The following is a 676-nucleotide window of genomic DNA, read 5'->3' as shown; positions in this document are numbered from 1 at the left end:
TCGAGGGTGGGGCCACCTCAAGCCATCACTCGGGCTCCAAGTGGGGCCAACTCAGGCTGGCACACTCAGACGTCCGGTTCACGGCGAACAGACCGCACGACACCACCGTCACCGTCGAGCACCGCCACTTCGAACGACTCGACGGCGGCGGAACCATCAACGACGCCATCCAGGGCGGCGGCGGATGGACGCTGTTGCTCGACAGCTTCACCAAGACCGTGGCGGACCGGCCGTGAGCACAGCCGTTGACACGATGAGCCTCGCCCACGACGAGCGGGCCGACCTCGCCAACCTCCTCGACACACTCACACCCGCCCAGTGGGACTCGCCCTCGCTGTGTGCGGGATGGCGGGTCCGCGACGTCGTCGCGCACATGTTCAGCTACGAGGAACTCGGCATCGGCGGGCTGGTCGGCCGGTTCATCAAGGGCGGCGTGAATCCGGACCGCGTCAACGCCGTCGGTGTCTCCGCCTACGCCGAGCGCAGCACCGACGCCCTGGTCGAGCTGGTCCGCAACCACCTGCGGCCCCGCGGGCTGACCGCCGGGTTCGGTGGCCGGATCGCACGGGCCTTGACCCCTGATCTTGGACACGGTGAATCCAGCACCTTGCTGGGGAAGCGAGATGATCCAGATCATGGCCCGCAAGAACTACTCCGAGGAGTTTCGTCGGCAGGC

Annotated in this window: 1 protein-coding gene and 1 pseudogene; both read left to right on the top strand. The window is 67.5% G+C overall.

What is annotated here, in order from left to right; all coding sequences use genetic code 11:
• Positions 1-236, top strand: a pseudogene (locus ACFPFQ_RS19470) (hypothetical protein); the annotation flags it as partial.
• On the top strand, positions 233-676 hold a 444-nt coding region (locus ACFPFQ_RS19465; RefSeq protein ID WP_379620770.1), incomplete at its 3' end, for a maleylpyruvate isomerase family mycothiol-dependent enzyme. The pseudogene ACFPFQ_RS19470 and the gene ACFPFQ_RS19465, both read left to right, overlap by 4 nt.

This window comes from Pseudonocardia sp. GCM10023141 (assembly GCF_042653605.1).
The sequence above is the reverse complement of the archived record's forward strand: the minus strand, read 5'-3'. Positions and strand labels throughout refer to the sequence as shown.